Consider the following 19,323-nt stretch of genomic DNA (forward strand, 5'->3'; position numbering starts at 1 on the left):
TTCGGTCGCTATAAAATGAAAGGCTATGATTTGATCAAATGCACGTTCTTCACCAGTTTAGGAACCTGAATATAGTCATCTGTATTTTTAGTCCATCTAAGAGCTGAATAACCAGCAATTATTCTGTGACCAATCCATCTAGGATCAACAATTGAATGTTGTTGGGGCTGATTTACGAGTAATAGCCTTCCCATTAATTTAATCCACATATCAGGATCAATAAGATGTGTACCATACCCGTAATTAAGCCTACTGCTGATCACTCGATCATAATTAAACCAGATGATCAGGAAAAATAAATTTGATTTACTAGGTATGGTTTAAGGGCTTTTGAAGTTTTATGTTGATGCAACGCCCCATGAAGTCTGCATATCAATCTCATCAAATGGCTTAGGCTTACTAAAGTAAAAACCTTGCACCACTTTGCAATCACAACCTAGTAAATACTTAGCCTGTTCAGCCGTTTCCACCCCTTCTGCTACCAGCTCTTTCCCCAAGCTTTTCGCCATTGAAATAATCGCCTGCACGATCAGCCGGTGGTCATTGTTATCGGCGATGCCTTGCACGAATGACTGATCAATCTTGATTTCGCTGACTGGGAATTTATTTAGATAACTAAGTGCTGAATAGCCGGTGCCGAAGTCATCGAGGGAGATTCTGAAGCCCAGGCTATCCAGGCTTTTCAGGGTTTTTCTGATGTGCAGGCTGTCGCTCAGCAGCAGGCTTTCGGTGATTTCCAGGGTGATCCATGCCGGGTTACAGTGGGTTTTCTTTAACAGGTGCTTGATGGAGTTGAGCAGGTTGTTATGGATAAACTGGCGGCTGGATAAGTTGATGGCGACGCTGATGGGTTCTGCGCGGCCGGTGTTCCAGCGGACTGCATCTTTAAATGCCCTCTGCATGATCCATTCACCGATCTCGACGATAAAGCCTGAATCTTCGGCGATGCCGATAAACCGGTTGGGCGGGATCATTTCGTTGTGGTTGCGGTGCCATCTGAGCAGGGCTTCTACGCCGACAATTTTGTTGGTCTCCAGATTCACCTGCGGCTGGTAGTGCAACAGGAATTCATCGTTTTGCAGGGCTGTGCGTAATGAGCGCTCGATATCTATGCGTTCAATCGTGGTTTGTGACAGGTCAGACGAATAAAACTGGTAGTTGTTTCTGCCGTGCTTTTTGGCCTTGTACATGGCGATATCGGAATATTTCACGATATCGCTGACATCATTGCTATGATCAGGGCAGATGACGATGCCTATGCTGGCAGAAATAAACAGTTCGGTGCCGCGGATGAGGATGGGTTGCTTGATAGTCTCAAGGATTTTTTTCGCGACGATGCCTGCATTTTTCGGGTCTTTGACTTCTGACAGCACGATGGCAAATTCGTCGCCGCCCAGGCGGGCCACGGTATCAGTAGGGCGCACTGATCGTTCTATGCGTCTCGCCATTTCGTAGAGCAGCAAGTCACCTTCCGAGTGTCCGAGTAAATCATTGACGGCTTTAAAGCCATCCAGGTCTAGCATCAAAAACGCGAATGAAGATTCTGACTGTTGCGATTGTTTGATGCAGTGATCCAGTACTTCAAGCAAGGAGATACGGTTGGGCAGTTTGGTGATGGAATCAAAGTAAGCCAGGTTATTGATGCGGTCCAGGTTTTCATACGACTGCGTCATGTCTTGCCCGATGGCGATCACGGCGATGACTTCGTGGATGGCATTAAATTCGGGCGTTAACACGGTGTCCATGATTTTGTGCTTGCCATTCTTGGTGGTCAGCCTGAATGCGACATGTTGATTCTCGCCACTTTCAAACACCTCTCGTATGCTCTGCTCAAGTGCTTCGGCAGATGCGCCACCCGGATATTGCGACGGTGTTTTGCCGATCAGGCGGAGGGAATCGACTTCATAAAATAATGAATTGGCGTTGTTAAGAAAGATACGCTCGCAGGCCTGGTTGTATTTGGCGATACAGTTGGACGAGTTTTCGACAATGGATTTGTATTCGTTTTCTTTCTGGATATCTTCAGTGACATCCCTGGCGTAACCTAGCGAGCCGACCACTTTGCCGTCTACCACCACGGCAGATTTATAAGACTCTATCCAGTAATACTCGCCTTCTGCGTTTTTGATGGGCACGGTGACTGGGCTCGGCGAGGTGCTGAGCATGGCTTTTTTATCGCCATCTACATATTCCTGTGCCAGGTCAGGCGGGAAAAAATCAAAATCAGTTTTGCCTATCAACTCGGCACTTGAATCTACGCCCACCATGTTGGCGTAGGCAGTATTCGCCACCAGGATGCGGCTGTTCACATCCTTCAGCCAGACCATGAATGGAAAATTATCAATCAGTGTCTGGATGTATTGGTTGCTTTCAATATTTTGTTTTTTAATATTTTCCATAAAATGAACGAATATTTAATATTGATCTATTACTATCTTCCCACAATAAATTAAGTTGATTGCTAATAAATTGTTTTCGGTGATATTTGATTTTTCTTAAATATCAATATGTTGCTTATTTACCTCACACAGATTGTGCTTTAACTGTGCTCTAAAAATTCTCCGTTTCTGTATCTGGTTTCCTTGCGCTACCTCCCTTACGATGATTGCAATCCTCAATCCGTATTTATTCGCTGTTCTGCTTTAACCAGCCCCCAGCTTTTATTCGCAAGCAAGTAGGAAAAATGTCGCAACAAAAAGCCTCCATCAAGCCATATCACCACCCTGCCGCCGGTTGGGGTGCGATCAAGCAAGTGGCCGCGCAACTCGCGCTGCAGAAGATCCCTGTCAAGGGCATCATGACTTTGCTTGCCCAGAACCAGCCGGATGGCTTTGATTGCCCGGGTTGTGCCTGGCCGGATAAGGAACACACTTCTACCTTTGAATTTTGTGAAAACGGCGTAAAAGCGGTGGCCGCTGAAGCGACTGCCAAACGCACACCGCCTGCGTTTTTTGCCAAACACACAGTAACTGAACTAATGGGGTGGAGCGATTTTGACCTGGAGAATGAAGGTCGATTGACGCATCCTATGCGCTATAACGCTGCTACGGATAAATACGAAGAAATCTCCTGGGATGGCGCATTTGAGTTGATCGCTGCGCACCTGAATGCATTGGCTGACCCGAACGAGGCGATTTTTTATACCTCTGGCCGCGCGGCGAATGAAGCGGCTTTTCTCTACCAGTTATTCGTGCGTGAATTCGGCACCAATAATTTCCCGGATTGTTCCAACCTTTGCCATGAATCTACCAGCATGGCCTTACCGCCTACCGTGGGCATAGGCAAGGGCTCGGTGACTCTGCATGATTTTGAGCATGCCGACACCATACTGATCTTCGGCCAGAACCCGGCCACCAATCATCCGCGCATGCTGGGCGAGTTGCGCGAAGCAGCCAAACGCGGCGCGCGCATTGTCGCGATCAACCCGTTGAAAGAGCGCGGCCTGGAGCGTTTTGCCGACCCGCAAAGCCCGTTTGATATGCTGTCTTTCAAGGGTAGCAAGATCAGTGACCTGTTTATCCAGCCAACACTGGGTGGTGACCTGGCGCTGGTTAAAGGCATGATCAAGTTCATCATCCAGTGGGATGACGAAGCGATCAGGCAGGGCACTGAGCGGGTGGTGGACCTGGAATTTATTGAACAGCACACCAATAATTTTGAGGCAATTGCGGAAGATGCACGCCAGGAAAACTGGGACTTGATCGTTGCTGAATCCGGCGTGCCTTTGTCACAGATCGAGGAAATCGCCCGTATTTATGCCACTGGTGACCGCGTGATTGCGACCTGGGGCATGGGCATCACCCAGCACAAGCATGGCGTGGCCACCATTAAAACGCTGGTCAACCTGATGTTGCTGCGTGGCAATATCGGCAAGGAAGGCGCTGGCCTGTGCCCGGTGCGCGGCCATAGCAATGTGCAGGGCAACCGCACAGTGGGCATTTATGAAAAGATGCCTCTGGAATTCCTCGAAAGCCTGGAACGTGTGTTTGATATCAAGGTGCCGAAAACACCAGGGTATGATGCTGTCGCAGCTATCCAGGCGATGATAGATGGTAAGGGCAAAGTATTCTTTGGCCTGGGCGGCAATTTCTCGATTGCGACGCCGGACACCGACCGTACCTGGGAAGGCATGCGCAAATGCGACCTGACCGCGCATGTGACCACCAAGCTGAATCGCAGCCATCTGGTGCATGGCAAAGAAGCACTGATCCTGCCATGCCTGGGCCGTACCGAGATCGACACCCAGGAAAGCGGCCCGCAAGGCGTGACCGTGGAAGACTCCATGAGCATGGTGCATGTGTCTTACGGCATCAACAAGCCTGCTTCAACAACGCTGCTCTCCGAACCTGCCATTGTGGCGCGCCTGGCGCATGCCACACTCAAGCACAGCAAAACACCATGGCTGGAAGTGATCAAGGATTACAGCAAGATCCGCGACCTGATAGAGCAGACCATGCCAGTGGCATTCAAGGATTACAACGAGCGCATCAAGACACCGGGCGGTTTCCGCATGCCGGTGCCTTCCAGCGAGCGTATCTGGAAAACACCTTCAGGCAAGGCCGAATTCACGGTGCAGGCGATCCCTAACCAGTCGCCTATCCACCTGGCGCGTCAGCAATATGGCGACCAGTTATTTGTGTTGATGACCACCCGCTCGCACGACCAGTACAACACCACCATTTACGGCATGGATGACCGCTACCGTGGCGTGTTCGGTCAGCGACGCGTGGTGTTTATGAACCCGGTGGATATTGCGCGCCTGGGACTTGAGGCCGGTGACTGGGTCAACCTGGTCAGCGTCTGGCAGGATGGTGTCACCCGCCGCGCAGATAAATTCCTGGTGGTGTCTTATGACATTCCGCAGGGCTGCCTGAGCGGCTATTACCCGGAAACCAATAACCTGGTGCCGCTGGAAAGCGTGGCTGATGATTCGCGCACACCTACCTCTAAATCTATCCCGGTGATCCTCGAAAAAACCACTGCGCCTGAGGTTGCCCGTGCTGCTTGATCGTCATTACATACAGGATGCATTGCCTGTAGAAGAAGCGTTTATCGCTGACTATGCACCGCTGGACAGGAGCACAGTGCTGATGCTGAGTATCCTGGAGTTGCTGCATGCCGAGCATGCAGAAGGCCGCGCGCAGGTATCGCTCGCCGTCATCTGCAAGCGGCTGGATATTCGCATGAGCACCGTGCAGCGGTTAATGACCGCCCTCAACGAGCAGCAACTAGTGGACGTATTTATGCAAAAAGACCGCCTGGTCGCTGCCCTCACCACTAGCGGCAAAGAAGTTTCGCAGGTATTGAAAATCGCCTAGGCCGGCGCACACGCCATTCGTAGAACGACAGCCAGGGCCAGGCTGACGTATAATGGAAAACACCTGAATTTTCCTCCCTCGCTTGGCCACCATGAAGCTTTATGTCTCGTTTGCCGCCCGCATACGCGCAATGATCGATGAAGGCGTTTTACGGCCTGGGGACAGGATTTTCTCGGTACGCCAGGCCAGCCAGAAGTATGGGCTGAGCATCAGCACCGTGTTGCGCAGCTATTTGCTGCTGGAGCAGGAAGGGGTCATCAGCAGCCATCCACAGTCTGGCTATTACGTCACCTTGCGCAAACGCCTGCAGCAAAAACACACCTCGCCACTTGCCAAAGATATCAACCTTTCTGAAGTGGATGCCAGTCGGCTGGTGCTGACTACCCTTAAATCCATCCGCGAATTCGGTACCGTGCCGCTAGGTTCGCCATTCCCTGATCCGCAACTGTTCCCGCTCAAAAAAATCCACCAGTATGAAAAAGCCCTGACAGATGACCAGGGCGAGTGGGGCGTGCTAAGCGACCTGCCGCCCGGCAATGAAATGCTGCGCCAGCAGATCGCGCGCCGCTACCTGGCTAATGGCATGGATGTGTCGCCGGATGATATCGTCATTACGCATGGCGCAACAGAAGCGATTACGTTGTGTTTGCAGGCGGTGGCCAAGGCCGGCGATATCATTGCCATGGAATCGCCAGGGTATTACGCCCTGGCACACACGGTAGAGCGCCTGGGTATGAAAGTAGCTGAAATAGCCACGGACCCGGAATCCGGCATAGACCTGGAGGCCTTGCGTGCCATGACCGTCCAGGTGCGTATTGCTGCCGTCATCCTCACCAGCAATTTCCAGAATCCACTCGGTTTTGTGATGCCGGATGCCAAGAAGCAGGCCTTAGTGGCGTTTCTGGCCGAGCAGCAGATCCCGCTGATCGAAGACGATGTTTACAGCGAACTGTATTTCAGCGACGAGCCGCCTATGCCTGCCAAAGCCTATGATAAAACGGGCATGGTGCTGCATTGCTCGTCGTTCTCCAAATCGCTGGCGCCGGGTTATCGTGTCGGCTGGACCACTGCCGGGCGCTATCGCCAGCAGGTGGAACAGCTGATGTTCCTCAATAGCCTGTCGCTGACTTCGGCACCGCAGATTGCGATTGCCAAGTTTATGCAGCGCGATAGTTTTGAGCAGCACCTCAAGCAATTGCGGCATACCTTGCGCTCGAATTATGTGCTGATGCGTAACGTGATCGCGCAAAGCTTCCCGCCAGGCACGCAGCTTTCAGAACCTAAGGGCGGTTACGTCATTTGGGTCAAACTCCCGCCAGCGCTGGATGCACTGGCGTTGTACCGCGCCGCTATCGACAACGGCATCACGGTTGCGCCCGGCACTATTTTTTCCCTCAAAAAAGACCTCACCCACTATATCCGGCTGAATTTCAGCCATTTGTGGACATTAGCCATTGAGCAGGCGGTGCGGGATGTGGGGGCGATCGCTTGTGAGATGCTGTCGTCCGAACAACCGCATCAGGAGTAACTTGGTTTAAGGTTTGAATCACTTTTTTCCAACAAGTAGACAGCATGCAATAAAACCGGATCTTTTGATGCGCTTTGCGTTATAAAGCCGTTTCAAAAGCCATCTTTAAAGCCAGGACACCTTTTTCCAGTTCAGTCGTCGTCAAACTACCGAAGCCCAGCCTGATCGCATGCACGCTTTGTTCGGATTCTGAAAACAGGGTGCCGGGCAGGATGCGTACCTGATGTTTCAATCCGTGTGCCGCGACTGTCTCTACATTTATCCCTTCTTTCAGACGTAGCCAGATGGCGAGGCCACCATCCGGTGCATCAAAGGTCACATATTCTTTCAGTTCTTTTTTAACCAGCGCAATCAGCAGGTTTCTACGTTCGTTATAGACTTTGAAGGTGCGGCGGATATGGCGCTTGATTTCACCGGAATCCATCAGTTCAGCCACCGCCAGTTCAGTGATGGAATTACCTTGCCGGTCTATCAGCATGACTTCTTTGGCACAGCGGTCTATCAGGCCGGGTGTTGCCACCAGGTAACCTACGCGTAAACCCGGGGCGAGCACTTTGGAGAGGGAGCCTACATACATGACGCGGCCGCCGTGGTTGGTACTGGCCAGTGGAAACACCGGGTGATGCGAAAAATGGAATTCGTGGTCGTAATCGTCTTCAACAATGGTGAAGTCATATTGTTCGGCCAGCATCAGCAGTTTCAGGCGTCGTTCGGCAGTCATGATCACGGTGGTGGGGAACTGGTGATGCGGCGTGACATAAATGGCGCGGATAGGCTGTTTCTGGCACAGTTTTTCCAGCGCGGTGACGTCTATGCCGTGTTTGTCTTGCCCTACAGTGAGGATGGTTGCGCCGCAAGACCGGAATGCTTCTTTTGCCGCCGGGTAGCTGAGCTGCTCGACCACGATATGGTCACCTGGCCGGGTCAATACGCGTGCGGCCAGGAAAATGCCCATCTGGCTGCCGCGTGCGATACAGATCTGGTCTATATCTACACTCAGGCCCCTTTCCATATTCAGCATGGTGGCAATCGATTGGCGTAACGCCAGTGTGCCGCGCGGATCACCGTAACCCAGGCTTTTGCCCTTGCTGGAACCTATCAGTGCATGGCGGAAAGCGCGCGACAGGATATTGAACGGGATCAGCCGCGAATCGGGGATGCCATCATTGAAATCTATGACGCCATCCACCGGTGATTGATAACTCAGTAACGGGTGATTGGTGGCTTCCACCACGTTGGCGGGTTGTTTGCTGGTTTTTGAGTTTTGCGGCTGCGCATTGAAGTTGGGCAGGTTGGCCGAAACAAACGAACCTCTGCGCTGCTCGGAAACCAGCCAACCCTGGGCGATCAGTTCATCATAGGCCAGGATCACTGTTTTGCGGTTCACCTGCAATTTCTCGGCCAGCTCACGCGTGCCGGGCATGGCGGTGGAAGGGGCTAAACGACCGCGCTGGATCTCTTCCATGATTTGCTGGGCGATTTGCAGGTAGACCGGTAAACCCGAAGTTTCGGTAATGGTTAGTTTAAGGCTCCACGAACGTAGCATTTTTCACGTCTCCACCCGCCTGGAAAACTCCAAACGGCGGGAAAAAATCCCTTTTCTTTAGTCTGAATCTGGACTATGTAACCTTCACTATATCGCATATTCAGCTGGACCAGCAAAGTTCTCAAAACTGGAGGATTGTGGACTAGTTACATTCTGTTACATTTTTGAAACATTCTATTAAAGGAAAGATTCATGTCCGCTTCATTAGATATTCAATTGGCAGATTGGCGTAACCATGCACTGAACCTGGAAAAACAGGTCAACCAGGTGATCGTAGGACAGAGCAAAGCCATTCGTTTGATGAACATTGCGATTTTTGCTCGCGGGCATGTGTTGCTGGATGGCGGCGTAGGCGTGGGTAAAACCACTTTGCTGCAATCGATTGCACGCGGTATCGGCGGTGCTTACGAGCGGATCGAAGGCACGGTCGATCTGATGCCGAACGACCTGATCTACCATACCTTCCTCGGACCGGATGGTCGCCCGCAGATCGACGAAGGCCCGTTGCTGCGTGCCGGTGAAAACTTGTCCGTGTTTTTCTTTAACGAGATCAACCGGGCGCGGCCGCAAGTGCATGCGCTGATGTTGCGAGTGATGGCTGAACGCCATATCAGCGCGTTTAAAAAAGAATACCGCATGCCGCACATGATCGTGTTTGCCGACCGTAACCAGGTGGAAAAGAACGAGACGTTTGAGATCCCGTCTGCGGCGCGTGACCGTTTCATGATGGAGATCCCGATTGAGATCCCGACTGACCGCGAGCTGAAAAAATCACTGGTGTTCAATACCAAGTTCCAGCATGCCGAAAAACTGACGCAACAGGTGGAGAACGATATCCTGAAATTCGACCAGTTGAATGCGTTTTCTGACCTGCTGCAAGACCACATTAAATCCAGCGATGTACTGGAAGAGTACACCATGGACTTGTGGGATGCGACGCAGAGCCCGGAGAAATTTGGCGTGACCATGGACAGTGTCGATGTCGGTCGCGTGATCCAGACCGGCGCCAGCCCACGCGGCATGGGCATGCTGATGAAAGCCGCGCGTGTGAATGCCTGGCTGAATGGCCGCGATAGCCTGTACCCGGAAGATATCCATGCGGTGTTCCACGAAGTGATCTCGCACCGCCTGGTGTTTAACGCAGCTTATGAAAACCGCAGGACGGCACTGGCGCGTGAACTGACCACCAATATCATCCGCACGCTTGCGGTGCCTAGCCTGGCATTCAGCAAAGCAGCTTAAAGCCAGCAATGATACGTTCATTCATTAAAAAGACTGACAAGCAGCCGCCTGAGCAGCAGGACGATGCGAGCTATGCGCGGCCATTCGAGTATGTGATTGGCTGGAAATCAGACAGCATACAACTGGGTGACCATGCCGGTACGCAGCGTGGCCTGGGCTCGGACTACCGCGGCACAGTCAACCTGGTCGATTACCCGGATGCGCGGCGCATGGATTTGCGCCAGACCATACGCGACCCGTTTGAGCAGGTGCAAGTGCGGCAGTTTAACCAGGACAGCACGACGCCGATTTATGCCGTCTGTGATTTATCCAGCTCCATGCAATTTCGCGGCCGCAAGCGCAAGCTGGATACCGCGATCGAGATCGCCACGGCGGTGGCGAATTCGGCTTACAACGCTGGCGATCTGTTTGGGTTTATTGGCTATAACCAGCAGGTGATCGAAGACTTTACCTTGCCGCTGAGCCGCAATCTGCACCAGAGTAAAGCGGCGATTGCCTTGTTGCAGGACTACCAGCATTTGCGCATAGGCGTGGAGGGCGTGACGGATGTGCCCAATTTCCTCGGCCAGACGCGTGCGCTGGTGTTCTGGATCTCAGACTTCCATATGCCACTGCACCTGATCGAAAAAACCTTGCTGGCGATGTCGGCACATAAAGTCATTCCTATCGTGCTGTGGGATGACGAGGAATACAAGAAACTGCCCAAGTTTGGTTTTGGCACCATGATAGATCTAGAAACCGGACTCAACCGCACCCTGTTTTTCCGCAGCGAAGTGAAAGCAAAATTCCTAGCTGCATTCAATGCACGCAGGCACGCACTGGAAGCATTGTTCTTGCGCTTTGATAGCCCGGCCTTGTTTATGCACGGTGACTACAGGCCAGAGCTGATGACGCATTATTTTGAACAAGCCATGTGACCACGTTTTGTGAACAGACAAACAGTGATAACCCGTTAAATAAGCGAAATATACAACCATGTACAATCAAATTTCAACCATGACAAACCGCCAGGCGCTGCAACGCCTGCTGCTAGTCGCCAGCTTATTATTCACGGCCGATAGCGTGATGGCAGAAGAGGCAGTGTCCCCTGCCAACCCTTCGGCGCCATCGGTGACAGTGACTAATCCACCGTCTACCAATGGCGTGCATATTGGCGATGTGCTCAACAGAACGGTGGTGGTAGATGCGCCAACAGCGTATACACTGGCCGAAAATGCCCTGCCTAAAAAAGGCAGCAAGCATGACGGCATTGAGTTGGTCGATGTGGCGCTACAAGCCCAGCCGCAATCTGGCCACACTCAATACACCCTGCAACTCAGCTACCAGGTATTTGCTGTCAGGACTTACCCCAGTGTGATGCATCTACCCACTGAAAAACTCACATTCACCGGTGCGAGCGCCGCGACTGTTGACGTGCCTGCCTGGGGCTTCTGGTTTTCGCCCCTGGTCACCGGTGGTACTGCCACCGCCAAGAAAAACCTGCTGCCAGAATTCAAGACGCCATTGATCGCTAGCGGCGCAGACCAGCAACGCCTGGGGCTGTTTTTGACCTTGCTGATTGCCAGCCTGGCGGCCTTGCTTTATATCAATGCCGATGGCCACTGGTTACCATTCATGGGCGGCGCTTTTGCCCGTGCACATCGCCAGCTCAAGCGCCTGGCAAAGTCATCCAAACCGAAAACAGCGGTGGAAGAGAAAAAAGCCCTGGTGTATTTGCACCAGGCATTTAACCAGCATTACGGTGCCAATATTTTTGCGCGGGATATCGAAGAGTTTATGCGTTTGCGCCCTGGCTTTAAGGGCATGCAACGTGAAATCACGCAGTTCTTTGAGGCGTCTAATCAATCCTTGTATGATGTAAAGACGCATGACAGCCAGCAGGTGATTGCGCAACTGGTGCAACTCAGCAAGCAGCTGCGTGATTGCGAGCGGGGCGTGGCATGATTATTTTGCATCCGTGGGCATTTGCGCTATTGCCGATTGCGCTGCTGCCTTTCTGGTTAAAAGGCCATCAGGGCCAGCATTACAGCTGGCTGGATATCGTCCCCGAAGACCAATTTTCTGACCGCCTGAACCTGGCAGTCAAAGTCATCATGTCGTTGTTGTTGCTCAGCATTGTGTTTGCGCTGGCCTCCCCCAGAGGTTCGGATGAGCAGGTGCCAAGGGTAGGCAAGGGCGCACAAACGGTGATGGTGATAGACCGCAGTGTGAGTATGGATCACCCGTTTGCCGGTGATTCTTCAGGACACGTGGCGGAGATCAAATCCGCCACTGCGCGGCGGATTATTACCCAGTTTATTGATTCACGGCCCAACGATATGATGGGCGTGGTCGGTTTCACCAACTCCGCGCTATACGGCATCAAAATCACCACCAACCGTGATGCTATCCATGCGGCGATCGTGGCGGCAACCAGTCCATCACTGAACCAGACCAATATCGGCGCCGGGTTGACTGAAGCGGTCGGCCTGTTCGACAACATCCAGAGCTCCGGTTCGCGCGCCGTGATTTTATTATCAGATGGGGCGGGCAAGCTGAGCCCACGCGTGAAATTCTTACTGAGCGAACGCCTGAAGAGCCGCAAGCTGAGTATCTACTGGATCATGCTACGCGAACCGGGCGAGGCCAGCATTTTCTCCAAAGAGGAATATGACGAAGGCCGCACACCCAACTCTATCGTGTTGCACAAATATTTCCAGTCACTGGGGCTGAAATACAAGGCGTATGAAGCTGATAACCCGGAGACCTTGCAATCAGCGATCAATGACATCGATTCACGTGAGAAAAAGGTCATTAAATATAACGAGACCATTGCCGGTTTTGATTATTCCAAAATATTTGTGATCAGTGCACTGGTGTTGGTGTTGTTGATCCTGGGCATTAAAAATCTAAGGGTGTATGAATGAAAAACCATTTAACGCGCAAAAACCAAGTACTGGGGCTATTGTTCTTCGTCGGGCTGGCCGGCAGTGTTTACGAAGGTTTCCAGGTGAGTAATATCGCCTCTGCCAACAGCATTTTGCAAGGTGGTGAGGTGCTGGAAGGCGACCAGTTTGCATTCCACCGCAAATTTGCCGATGCTTACCAGCAAGGTAAAACCGGCAATTTCAAACATGCCAGCCAGAATTTCGGCCAGTTGCTGGAAGCCCCAAAAAAGCAGGATGAGCATGTGTTCGAGCCTGACCAGTTGCTGAAATCAAAGATTCATTTCAATATCGGTAATCACTTGTTCCGTGCTGGTTTGCAGCGCCTGGTTGAAGCTGATGGTGCGATTCAGGAGCAGGCAAAATTCGATTATCTGCAGGCACGTGCCTCCTATGAGCAGGCACTGAAGCTGGACCCACACAACCAGGCAGCCAAATTCAACCTGAGCCTGTTGCATGGCGTGATTCCCAAGCATATCAAGACCGTGCCGCAAGATCCTTCAGGCCTGGAGATCAGTAATCTGCCGCAGGGGCTGCCATGAAACGCTTTTTTACACTGTTAAAAGAAAACTACGAAACGGCCTTGCTGCTGGGCGCCATGATTTTCCTGGTGCTAGCGCTGGTCAAACCGGAGATTCAACTCAAGCAGGAAGTGCATAACTATCTGTTACTGGCCGATATCTCGCAAAGCATGAATGCAGAGGATATGAAGGTGGCTGATAAGCCTGCAACACGGCTGGCTTATACACAACACCTGATGAAGCAGGTAGTGAAAACTTCGCCTTGTGGCACCTATGTCAGCGTTGGCGTGTTTGCGGCCGAGAATGTGGCGCTGTTGTTTATGCCACTGGAAGTGTGCGCTAACTTTGACATCATCACCGATAGTATTAATCACCTGGAATGGCGTATGGCCTGGAGCGGTAATAGCCGTATGACGTTTGGTGTGAAAGCGGCAGAGGCCACTTTTGACTACCTGAATATTCCCGCGCAAATGCTGTTTTTTACCGATGGCGATGAAGCCCCGAAAGCCAACGGTATTAACAAGCTGGATATCAGCGATGTGCGCATAGGCAAAAATGTGATTTTTGTTGGCATAGGCGGCACTGAGCCTTCGCCCATCAAACGCTTTAACGCCAACAACAAGTTTGTCGGTTACTGGGGCACCGATGCAGCCGCCGAAAGCGCGGGCGGCGGTGTGAATTACAACGATGCCAGTAAAGACGACCCGGACCCCCCGGTGGCTTATGCTGAATTTGACCGTTATTTATCCAGCCAAGATGTGGAGCATTTGAAAGAGTTGGCTTCGGATATCAAAGGGCAATATATTGAAGGTGTGGACCAACCGGCGTTTTATGAGTTTGTGCAATCGCAAACCCCGGCAGCAAAATTTGTGACCAGTTATTCAGTGAAATGGTTGTTCTTGACACTGGCTGCACTGATGGTGATCGCGACTTATATTCCAGATTTGCTGGCTTATCGGTTGCGTTACCGCAATGTTGCCAGGTGAGTGTTGACCGCGTGAAAGCGCCAAGTTAAAAATAGACCAGTAAGCGCTTTCACAAACCCCATCAATAAAAACGGCGACCAATCTGGTTGCCGTTTTTCATCAAGATCTGCAGCCATTTAATACGAGGCTGCTAGCACAAGTCATCTAAATGAGTAGGTTCAGGAATGGCTTTTCCGATCGACATGGCATTGGTGTGTTTGGACATTTCATATGTGATTTTGCGCAAACGCATCACCGAGCCCAATGGCCGGTGCGATTTGATGCCATGCCAGGGCGAGAACATCATGCCATTATCCACCACTTGTGAGCGATAAGGGCTCCAGGCAATTTGCGGTTTGGCGGTAATCTTGGCCACCGGGAAATACGGCGATACATCTTCAGACCAGACCACCGAGGAATCCTCAATCGGCATTTTGTTGATATCGGTGCACAACTGGATACGCAACTCCCATTCGGCCGTGTGCGTAATAAAAAAATCCACCACCGATTTTTTCAGGCTATCGGAAGCAAAGCTGACATCGATAGGCTTATTGGTCAGGGCAATCAGCGAAGGCGCAATCGGCACGAGCGCAACTTTTGCCATGAAATTACCATACAAAATAGGGTCCTGGCTAAAGTAGGTTTCGCCGAGGATATTGGTTTCCGGCTGCCCCTCATTGTTCATCAGCCTTTCGCGGCCACCGCTCAATGAGGCTATCAGTGTCGAGGTGGCTTGCAGTATTTGGGCGAGAAACTGTTTGAATTCAGGCGTGTTGTCTGTGTTGGCGAGTATCTTCAGGTTGGATAAAAATTGCTGCACGCTGGAAGACAAAAAGCTGGAGCCGTTCACAAACAGGAAGTTTTGCGTAGTGGCTTCTTCGCTGCCGCTGAGTCTTTCACCTTCTACACCCAGTATCTTGATGGCCAGGCTGCGCGGCGTGCATAATTTGTCATTCAGGATATCGCCTGGCACGGTAGAAAAACGCATCACCAGAGGCAGTTTTTTCGGCGTTGCAAACATGCCTTGCGCTAAATGTTCAGGCAGATGGTCATAAATCTCCATTTCTGCATAAATCAGCCCATGGCTTTTGCCATGCACACTACGTGCGGAATAAGCGGAATGATGGTTAGTGGTTTCAGAGATCTTGCGCAGGGTATATTGCAGGTTTTCTTTACGCCTGGTTTTACTTTCGTCCGGCACGATTTCCCCCGATGCGCCTTCGGTCATTATTTGCTCATCAAGCACTTCATAGGCTGGATGATATTCGAGTGGCGAAATTCTTGAGCCCACGGTTGGTTGCATATAAACCCCCACTTCCCATACGCAAGAGTGTTTATTGACAAACAAACTTGTGATTTACATTTTTAGATAAAACATAAAAGCCATTCATCAAAAAGACTGAAAGTGTTGCCGCCGTGAGCATGGGCTGAATGATTGATCGCCCTTGCTATTAGGCCACATTCCAAAGCTCACGACTTTAAAACATTCAAGACTCTTTAGTTTCGCCAGCGCGTTTTCTTTGTTTATTCACAATCCTGGCGGCGACTTCTTCTTCACGGCCCGGGTATCGGTGATCTTTTTTGAATTCGGTCTTTAAGGCTTGGTATTCACGTTCACGCTTGGGGTTGGAGCCTCTGGGCATTTGAATACTCCTTAATCAGATTCAAGTGAGTGCAAACGGCAGCCGCTAAGGCTGCCGTGTGTCTTGTTGTGAAAATGAATGCGAGATCCATTTCAAACGCGACAATTGCAGGTTACGCCTTAAATTGTAAATATTTAATAAGGATTTTTCTTATTGTTTTGTAGGAATTTCTTTATCATCCTTGCAGTGATCAGGTCACCGGCGACTGCCAGTCTACGGTCATCGGTGTCCTGCGTGAGAACAGCGCAATGTGTTCATTCAACACGAATTGCAGTTGTTTCAGGTTTTCATCGGAAATGGCATGGCATTCAAATTCCAGCGCGCCTTCCTGTGCCTTGAGTACGCAGTCACCCCAAGGGAAATGGGCAAGCCCTTGTTGCTCGTTATATTCGACGTCGATTTTGCGCCGGAAGTGACTACATAGACCTACCAGATAGCGGCTAGGTTCATGGGTGGGCAAACGGCCTTTCAAGTGGTGCATGTATCTCTCTCCTGCGTTTTTATAGTGGGTAGTGTTTTTGGGATGATTGACTGACACGCTATTTCAAGTTTGTTTCGTCATGGGTTCAGGTTGATCGCCCGTTCGGCAATCACCATGGCAGAGCCGAGTGAACAGGTCTCGATGCGCGCGGTGATGCCATAGGCTTGCGCTAAAAGTGCAGGTGTCAGTATCTGGCCAGGTGCACCACGGGCAATCAGGTGTCGGTCAGCCAGCACCAGCATGCTGTCGCAAAAACGGATCGCCAGATTGAGGTCGTGTATCGCCATCAGGCAGATGGTCTGGTGTTGCCGTACATGCGTGCGCAGGGCTTCTAGCAGGCATAGTTGCCAGCGCAGATCCAGTGCGCTGGTGGGTTCATCCAGTAACAGCAGGCGCGGTTCGCGCGCCAACAGTTGCGCCAGGCCTATCATCTGTCGTTGGCCGCCGGATAATTGATTGAGGGGCTGCATGGCCAGGCTTTCCAGTCCCAGTTCGCTAAATACCTGCGCGTTACGCGCATGGCTGGTTGCCGCGCTCAATTGCGGACAAGCCGTGCGCAGGGCGCTCAACACCGACTCATAGACGTTGAGCGATGAAGCTTGTGGCAAGCTTTGCGGCATATAAGCCACCTGCCGGGCACGTAACAGCATGGGCATGCGTCCCAGGTCATGGGCATCGAGCAATGCCTGGCCATGCATCTGACCAAGGCCAGCCAGCGCACGCAATATGGACGATTTGCCAGCGCCATTGGCGCCGACCAGGGCGATGATCTGGCCAGCAGGCAACGCATCGATATTGATATCTTTCATCAATGCGGTGTTGCCATAACTGACACCAAAGTCTTTGAGGATCAGGCTCATGTGCGCAGGCCTCCCTGGTTGCGCAGGATCAGCAGCATGAACACCGGCACACCGACCAAGGCGGTTAAAATGCCCACCGGCAATACAATGCCGGGGATTAAAGTCTTGCTCAGGATAGAAGCGCACGACAGCATCAACCCCCCAGCCAATGCACTGGCTGGCAGGTAGAAACGATGATCTTCACCCAGCATCAGCCTGGCAATATGCGGCCCGACCAGGCCCACAAAACCGATGGTGCCGACAAAAGAAAGTGCCGTGGCCGTCATCAGGCAAACACGAACCAGGCTCATTAAACGCAAGCGTTCCACCGCCACGCCACTGCTACGGGCGTGATCTTCGCCTATGCGCAAGGTGGTCAGCGACCAGGCTTGGGTTTGCGACCATAGTGCGCATAGCAAAAACACCGTTGCCAAAACGCCGATTTTTGGCCAGGTGGCGCGAGCCAGGCTACCCATACTCCAGAACACGATTTGCTGTAATGCATTGCTATCAGCCAGGAATTGCAGCAGCCATAGCACCGCCTCAAACGTAAACATCAGGGCAATGCCGAACAACAGCACGGCATGGGCAGAGGCGCCAGAACGCCACGCCAGGAACTGGATCAGTAAAGCCGCCACCGTCGCGCCTATAAACGCACAAATGGGCAAGGTCAGGTCTGGCCCCAGGCCAAAAAATGAGAAACCAGTGACGATAGCCAGCGACGCGCCGACGGTGGCCGCCGCGGATAAACCCAGGGTGAAAGGGCTGGCGAGCGGATTATTGAGCACGGTTTGCATTTGCGCCCCGGATAGCCCAAGCGCGGCACCCACCAGAATCGCCATTACCGCGTAAGGCAGGCGTACATCCCACAGGATGATCTGCAGGCTTTCATCCAGTTGTTGCGGTGCGACTAAGCCTTGCCAGAGCGTATGGTAAGAAAGGCTGGCGGGCCCGGTCGCCAGGTCAAGCACAAACGCAGTTGTCAGTAGCAGCATAAGCAGCAACAGTGCAAACAAGCGCCGACGGATATGTGCGGCATACTGCTGCGCCAGGGTGAGCGCTGGCCTTGGAGATGGTTTCATCGGGAAGGGGTATTCTGTGGCGTGGCTGGCAGTGACGTCCAATACTCTCCGTCTAGCGGCACTGGCTGGAAACGTTCGTAAAACAGCGACAGGGTTTTTTGCGGGTCGAGGTCGGCGAATAATTGCGGATGTAACCATTTGGCAAACACCTGCACCGCGACTACATTAAATGGCGAAGAATAAAAGTGGTGCCAGATGCCATGCGCATCGCCTTTTCTGACGGCGGGCAACGTGGCAATCCCTTTGCGTTGCAAGGCGAGTTTCAATGAGTCATCGGCGGTTTTGCGGTCTACCCCTGCGCCCAGCACAATCCGCAGCGGCATTTTCTCTATGGTTTCCGGCGCGCCGATGGCGGTGCCTATATATTGATCTGGCGGGTGGCTGATCAGGTATTCAAGGCTCAGATTGCCAAATGCGCCGGGAATCATTTCACTGGCAATATTACGGCCACCGGCAGCTTTAAGCATGATGCCCATCAAACCATTACTCATGGTGGCGCAGCATTCATCACTCAGGCCAACACGGTTTTCAAGAAAAACAGTCGGGCCTGGTGTTTTTAAAGTTGCCAGTCGATGAGTGACGATGTTCAACTGACGCTGATATTCAGTGACAAACGCCTGGGCCTGTTTTTCCCGGTTTAGCACCTGGCCCAATACCTCAATACTGCGGGCCGTATTCAACAAGGGCTCTTTACGGAAATCGACAAACACCACAGTGACGCCAGCCTTGGTCAACTGTGCGATGACTTCTTTATTGTCAGGGCTGGGGCCATGACCTTCAAGGCCAAAAATAGCGATGTCCGGTTTGAGCGAAAGCGCTAATTCAACGCTGAAACTTTCAGCATTGGTACGGCCAGTATGTGCCACATTACGCAGTTCAGGATAACGTTGCACAAACTGCGCAAATCCGCGTGGATCCAGTTGCTCAAAGTCTCTAGGCATACCGATAATACGGCGGTCAAGATTTGCCTGTTCCAGAATGGCAATGGCTGGCAATAAGCGTGCTTCACCCAGCAATATACGCTCGTTTTTTACCGGCAGCGTAATGTGACGCCCGGCCAGGTCAGTCACGCTATTGTGAGCTGCTTGCGCAGAGAGTGGTGCTAAACCACAGGTTAATAGCAAGCTTGCTATCCATGCAAAAACAATGCGGGCCATGCGTCTGTAGTGCGCAGAAATCATACAAATACATCCAATCAAATAAGCAATGAACCCACTCGGCCAGTCAATCACAT

18 protein-coding genes are annotated in these 19,323 nt (G+C 51.8%); 9 read left to right on the forward strand and 9 right to left on the reverse strand.

From position 1 onward, the window contains the following. Positions 1-23 precede the first annotated feature (23 nt). Positions 24-209: a primase 1D-like protein gene (locus ACSSVF_RS04240; protein WP_492405723.1), complete on the reverse strand. Its 186-nt coding sequence runs from the start codon at positions 207-209 to the stop codon at positions 24-26. A gap of 129 nt (positions 210-338) precedes the next feature. Next, a complete protein-coding gene (locus ACSSVF_RS04245) occupies positions 339-2,399 on the reverse strand; it encodes a sensor domain-containing protein (RefSeq protein ID WP_492405724.1) in 2,061 nt (686 codons plus the stop codon). Between the two features lie 284 nt (positions 2,400-2,683). Here ACSSVF_RS04245 and ACSSVF_RS04250 point away from each other — a divergent pair, with 284 nt between their 5' ends. The 3 genes from ACSSVF_RS04250 (at position 2,684) to ACSSVF_RS04260 (ending at position 6,846) form a co-directional block, all read left to right on the forward strand. Then, positions 2,684-5,008, forward strand: a complete 2,325-nt coding sequence (locus tag ACSSVF_RS04250) for an FdhF/YdeP family oxidoreductase (protein WP_492405725.1) — start codon at positions 2,684-2,686, stop codon at positions 5,006-5,008. Further along, a complete protein-coding gene (locus tag ACSSVF_RS04255; RefSeq protein WP_492405726.1) occupies positions 4,998-5,318 on the forward strand; it encodes a hypothetical protein in 321 nt (106 codons plus the stop codon). The genes ACSSVF_RS04250 and ACSSVF_RS04255 overlap by 11 nt, the downstream gene beginning before the upstream one ends. A gap of 91 nt (positions 5,319-5,409) precedes the next feature. After that, positions 5,410-6,846, forward strand: a complete 1,437-nt coding sequence (locus ACSSVF_RS04260; RefSeq protein WP_492405727.1) for an aminotransferase-like domain-containing protein — start codon at positions 5,410-5,412, stop codon at positions 6,844-6,846. Positions 6,847-6,925: 79 nt separating this feature from the next. Here the strand turns inward: ACSSVF_RS04260 and pdxR are convergent, their stop codons facing one another. After that, positions 6,926-8,392 (reverse strand): MocR-like pyridoxine biosynthesis transcription factor PdxR, encoded by a 1,467-nt coding sequence (gene pdxR / locus ACSSVF_RS04265; RefSeq protein ID WP_492405728.1) that lies wholly within the window; start codon positions 8,390-8,392, stop codon positions 6,926-6,928. 192 nt (positions 8,393-8,584) lie between these two features. On the opposite strand from pdxR, the gene ACSSVF_RS04270 reads away from it, so the two are divergent. From ACSSVF_RS04270 to ACSSVF_RS04295, 6 genes are read left to right on the forward strand one after another with little or no spacing between them, the layout of a single operon-like run. Next, positions 8,585-9,634 (forward strand): AAA family ATPase, encoded by a 1,050-nt coding sequence (locus ACSSVF_RS04270; protein WP_492405729.1) that lies wholly within the window; start codon positions 8,585-8,587, stop codon positions 9,632-9,634. A gap of 8 nt (positions 9,635-9,642) precedes the next feature. After that, entirely contained in the window at positions 9,643-10,551 is a 909-nt protein-coding gene (locus ACSSVF_RS04275; RefSeq protein WP_492405730.1) for a DUF58 domain-containing protein, read from the forward strand. 58 nt (positions 10,552-10,609) lie between these two features. Then, entirely contained in the window at positions 10,610-11,578 is a 969-nt protein-coding gene (locus ACSSVF_RS04280; protein ID WP_492405731.1) for a hypothetical protein, read from the forward strand. After that, entirely contained in the window at positions 11,575-12,540 is a 966-nt protein-coding gene (locus ACSSVF_RS04285; RefSeq protein WP_492405732.1) for a vWA domain-containing protein, read from the forward strand. The genes ACSSVF_RS04280 and ACSSVF_RS04285 overlap by 4 nt, the downstream gene beginning before the upstream one ends. Continuing rightward, complete coding sequence (locus ACSSVF_RS04290) at positions 12,537-13,100, forward strand: hypothetical protein (protein WP_492405733.1); 564 nt, start codon at positions 12,537-12,539, stop codon at positions 13,098-13,100. Before ACSSVF_RS04285 ends, ACSSVF_RS04290 begins: the two co-directional genes overlap by 4 nt. Next, complete coding sequence (locus ACSSVF_RS04295) at positions 13,097-14,065, forward strand: vWA domain-containing protein (RefSeq protein WP_492405734.1); 969 nt, start codon at positions 13,097-13,099, stop codon at positions 14,063-14,065. The genes ACSSVF_RS04290 and ACSSVF_RS04295 overlap by 4 nt, the downstream gene beginning before the upstream one ends. A 130-nt stretch (positions 14,066-14,195) precedes the next feature. Here ACSSVF_RS04295 and ACSSVF_RS04300 read toward each other — a convergent pair whose 3' ends face one another. The 6 genes from ACSSVF_RS04300 to ACSSVF_RS04325 form a co-directional block, all read right to left on the reverse strand. Then, on the reverse strand, positions 14,196-15,347 hold the full coding sequence (locus tag ACSSVF_RS04300) for a catalase family protein (RefSeq protein WP_492405735.1): 1,152 nt from the start codon (positions 15,345-15,347) through the stop codon (positions 14,196-14,198). Between the two features lie 184 nt (positions 15,348-15,531). Beyond that, the gene (locus ACSSVF_RS04305) at positions 15,532-15,687 is read right to left on the reverse strand and encodes a hypothetical protein (protein ID WP_484180018.1); all 156 of its coding nucleotides are present in this window, start codon (positions 15,685-15,687) and stop codon (positions 15,532-15,534) included. A gap of 190 nt (positions 15,688-15,877) precedes the next feature. Then, positions 15,878-16,168: a DUF2218 domain-containing protein gene (locus ACSSVF_RS04310; protein ID WP_492405736.1), complete on the reverse strand. Its 291-nt coding sequence runs from the start codon at positions 16,166-16,168 to the stop codon at positions 15,878-15,880. Between the two features lie 77 nt (positions 16,169-16,245). Beyond that, the gene (locus tag ACSSVF_RS04315; RefSeq protein WP_492405737.1) at positions 16,246-17,028 is read right to left on the reverse strand and encodes an ABC transporter ATP-binding protein; all 783 of its coding nucleotides are present in this window, start codon (positions 17,026-17,028) and stop codon (positions 16,246-16,248) included. Then, a complete protein-coding gene (locus ACSSVF_RS04320; protein ID WP_492405738.1) occupies positions 17,025-18,089 on the reverse strand; it encodes a FecCD family ABC transporter permease in 1,065 nt (354 codons plus the stop codon). Before ACSSVF_RS04320 ends, ACSSVF_RS04315 begins: the two co-directional genes overlap by 4 nt. Next, complete coding sequence (locus ACSSVF_RS04325) at positions 18,086-19,270, reverse strand: ABC transporter substrate-binding protein (protein WP_492405739.1); 1,185 nt, start codon at positions 19,268-19,270, stop codon at positions 18,086-18,088. The genes ACSSVF_RS04320 and ACSSVF_RS04325 overlap by 4 nt, the downstream gene beginning before the upstream one ends. Positions 19,271-19,323 lie beyond the last annotated feature (53 nt).

This window comes from Methylophilus sp. E2MeOHC9 (assembly GCF_058744375.1).